We start from the raw sequence: 3,759 nt of genomic DNA on the forward strand, positions 1-3,759 counted from the left end.
TTTCGTGTTGTGTTGTTTGGCGGTGTCCTGCTCTCCCACACCCTCGCGAGTGCAGTACCATCGGCGCTGGAAGCCGTAACGACCGGGTTCGGAATGGGACCGGGTGTGCCACTTCCGCTCTCACCACCAAACAAACCAGTGAGCCCCGCCCCCCTCCGGTCGGCCCCGCCCAGCGGGGCCGCCCGAGGCGGGCGGTGTGTTGCCTCAGAATCGCATAGCGTGCGTGAGCGCCCCCGTCCCCACCAGCGGAGACTGCGCAGGGCCCGCCTTTCGCGGGTTTGCTTGCATGTTGGGTTAAGTCCTCGGCGGTTAGTACCCGTCCACTCCACACCTTGCGGCGCTTCCATGTCGGGCCTATCAACCCGGTCATCTCCCGGGCGCCTCACCAACGGTTCGTTGACGGAGATCTCATCTGGAAGCACGCTTCCCGCTTAGATGCTTTCAGCGGTTATCGCTCCCGAACGTAGCCAACCAGCCATGCCCCTGGCGGGACAACTGGCACACCAGCGGTTCGTCCATCCCGGTCCTCTCGTACTAGGGACAGCCCTCCACCAAATCTCCAACGCGCGCGGCGGATAGGGACCGAACTGTCTCACGACGTTCTAAACCCAGCTCGCGTGCCGCTTTAATGGGCGAACAGCCCAACCCTTGGGACCAACTCCAGCCCCAGGATGCGACGAGCCGACATCGAGGTGCCAAACCATCCCGTCGATACGGACTCTTGGGGAAGATCAGCCTGTTATCCCCGGGGTACCTTTTAGCCGTTGAGCGACACCGCATCCGTACACCGGTGCCGGATCACTAGCCCCTGCTTTCGCACCTGCTCGACCCGTCAGTCTCACAGTCAAGCACCCTTCTACGCTTACACTCAAACACCGGTTTCCAACCGACGTGAGGGCACCATTGGGCGCCTCCGTTACCATTTAGGAGGCAACCGCCCCAGTTAAACTACCCACCAGGCACTGTCCCCCGACCCGATCCAGGGCCGCAGGTTAGAAGCCTCACCTGACCAGAGCGGTATTTCACCAACGCCTCGGCCGCCACTAGCGTGGCGGACTCCACGGCTCCCGCCTATCCTACACAAACCAGACAAAGCACCAATACCAAGCTATAGTAAAGGTCCCGGGGTCTTTCCGTCCTGCCGCGCGAAACGAGCATCTTTACTCGTACTGCAATTTCGCCGAGCATGTGGTTGAGACAGCGGAGAAGTCGTTACGCCATTCGTGCAGGTCGGAACTTACCCGACAAGGAATTTCGCTACCTTAGGATGGTTATAGTTACCACCGCCGTTTACTGGCGCTTCAATTCACCACGACACCCCGAAGGGCTGATGGATCCTCTTAACGTTCCAGCACCGGGCAGGCGTCAGTCCATATACCTCACCTCACGGCTTCGCATGGACCTGTGTTTTTAGTAAACAGTCGCTTCTCCCTGGCCTCTGCAACCCCCAACCGCTTCCGCCGGCTTCCGGCCACGACCGAGGGCCCTCCTTCTCCCGAAGTTACGGAGGCAATTTGCCGAATTCCTTAACCACACATCACTCGAACGCCTCAGTATACTCTACCTGACTACCAGTGTCGGTTTCGGGTACGGGCCGAGACACCACTCGCTAGAGGCTTTTCTCGACAGCACGGGATCACCGAATTCACCCTGACGGGCTACGCCTCAGCGCTCACCCCACATCCCCCCGGATTTGCCTGAGAGGACGGGCTACCACCTTACCCCGCCTGATCCACCAGACGGTACGGCTACCCCACTGCGTCACCCCATCACTACACTACACACGGCAGGGACCCCAACCAGCAACCAACACCACCACCACCGAAATGGCAGCGGCACCAGCAACCGACCGGTTAGCACAACCGCTATCGCGTCCATCGCGGCACTCGGGTACCGGAATATCAACCGGTTCACCATCGACTACGCCTCTCGGCCTCGCCTTAGGCCCCGACTAACCCAGAGCGGAACAACCGTCCTCTGGAACCCTTAGTCAATCGGCGCAGCTGATTCTCACAGCCGTCACGCTACTCATGCCTGCATTCTCACTCGCACCAAATCCACCAACACACCCCACAGGGCTACCTCACGGCTCGGCTTCACCTCTGGCACGACGCTCCCCTACCCAACACCGGACAAGCAAAACCTGCCCAGCGCTGCTACGGCTTCGGCGGTGTACTTCAGCCCCGCTACATTATCGGCGCGAAACCACTCGACCAGTGAGCTATTACGCACTCTTTCAAGGATGGCTGCTTCTAAGCCAACCTCCTGGCTGTCAACGCGACCCCACATCCTTTTCCACTCAGCACACCCTTAGGGGCCTTAGCCGGTAATCCGGGCTGTTTCCCTCTCGACCACCGATCTTCTCACCGGCGGACTCACTGCCGCACTCAACACCAGAGCATTCGAAGTTTAGCTGAGCTCAGTAACCGACACGGCCCATCACCCAACCAGCGCCCTACCACCCCGGTGCACCACACGACGCTGCACCTAAATGCATTTCGGGGAGAACCAGCTATCACGGAGTTTGATTGGCCTTTCACCCCTACCCACACCTCATCCCCCCAGTTTGCAACCTAGGTGGGTTCGGGCCTCCACGACCTCTTACAGCCGCTTCACCCTGGACATGGGTAGATCACCCCGCTTCGGGTCCACAACACACAACTCAACGCCCTCTTCAGACTCGCTTTCGCTCCGGCTCCCCCACACACGGGTTAACCTCGCTGCACATCACGACTCGCAGGCTCATTCTTCAAAAGGCACGCCATCACCCACCCGCAGCAGACGAATCCACCACACCGGGCTCTGACGGCTTACAGGCACATGGTTTCAGGCACTCTTTCACTCCCCTCCCGGGGTACTTTTCACCATTCCCTCACGGTACTCTCCACTATCGGTCACCGGACCACTTTAGGCTTACCAGACGGTCCTGGCAGATTCACACGAGACTCCACGAACCCCGCACTACTCGAGCACACAAGCCGCACCCAGCACATCAGCCTTCACCTACGGGACTCTCACCCACTCCGGCCGGCCTTCCCAGACCGTTCAGCTAACCAACACACCAGACACCTGCCCGCGGCAGCGGACAACGCCCATGCCTCACAACCCCGAGCCCGCAACACCTGCCGGCTATCACACGAACCCGGTTTAGCCTCCTCCGCTTTCGCTCGCCACTACTCACGGAATCACTCTTGTTTTCTCCACAGCAGGTACTAAGATGTTTCACTTCCCCGCCACACCACCGACTCCCCTATACATTCAGAAAGCGGCGACCGGGCACCAACCCGGCCAGGTTACCCCATTCGGAAACCCTGGGATCACAGCACAGTTGACAACTCCCCCAGGACTAACGCGGCCTCACACGTCCTTCATCGGCCATCCGGCACCAAGGCATCCACCATGCGCCCTACACAACTTAACCAACACCACAAACCACACCACCAGGGACACCAGCCCGAAAACGAACCAGCGCCCCAACCGAACCGCAGACCATCAACCCGAAGATCAACCACCCACAGCCCACACGGCAGCGCAGCCCTGTCAGTCAAGGCAGAAACAAAGACACTCACGCACACTATACAAATCTCAAACAACACACCAACCACACCCGACACACCAACCACCAGCAGCCCACCGAGACGAACCAGCCGAAAACGACCGACCGAACCGGCAACCACCAGCAGCCACCACCGCGTGCCCGCAGCATGACCAGGCTCCGAGACCCATTGCCTCAGAACCCCAACAGGGTGCCGACCCACC

2 rRNA genes are annotated in these 3,759 nt (G+C 59.9%); both read right to left on the bottom strand.

The window, feature by feature from the left end:
• Positions 1 to 14: 14 nt before the first annotated feature.
• Positions 15 to 131, bottom strand: a 5S ribosomal RNA gene (rrf, locus tag CUT39_RS19910).
• A gap of 159 nt (positions 132 to 290) precedes the next feature.
• Positions 291 to 3,421: ribosomal RNA gene (locus tag CUT39_RS19915) — 23S ribosomal RNA — on the bottom strand.
• Positions 3,422 to 3,759 lie beyond the last annotated feature (338 nt).

The organism is Glycomyces xiaoerkulensis (assembly GCF_002798405.1).
In the GTDB taxonomy this organism is placed as follows: Bacteria; Actinomycetota; Actinomycetes; order Mycobacteriales; family Micromonosporaceae; genus Glycomyces; species Glycomyces xiaoerkulensis.